This window comes from Rhodococcus sp. MurmanLake-1 (assembly GCF_056945715.1).
On record NZ_JBWZNF010000097.1, the window covers coordinates 1 to 254 of the forward strand.

The window sequence follows — 254 nt, forward strand, 5'->3', positions numbered from 1 at the left end:
TTGCGGTCGAAGAACGCAAGCTCCCACGGATGAACACCGACGATGCCGCTGACCCAGCCCGTGGCACCGTCCATCGCGCCGATAGCCATTGCCGTCTCGGCGAATTCACGCGGATGTGCCTCGAGGCCTCCGAACTCCTTCGGCTGGAACATCCGGATGACGCCGGAGTCGCGCAGGCGCTTCGCGCTGCCGTCCGTCAAGCGCATCAGCTTGTCGCCCTCGACTCCGTCGGCGCGGATCTCGTCGGCGAACTG

The 254-nt window shown here is 66.1% G+C and carries 1 pseudogene; it reads right to left on the bottom strand.

The window, feature by feature from the left end:
- A pseudogene (locus AC2ETI_RS32805) lies at positions 1–254 on the bottom strand (hydroxylase); the annotation flags it as partial.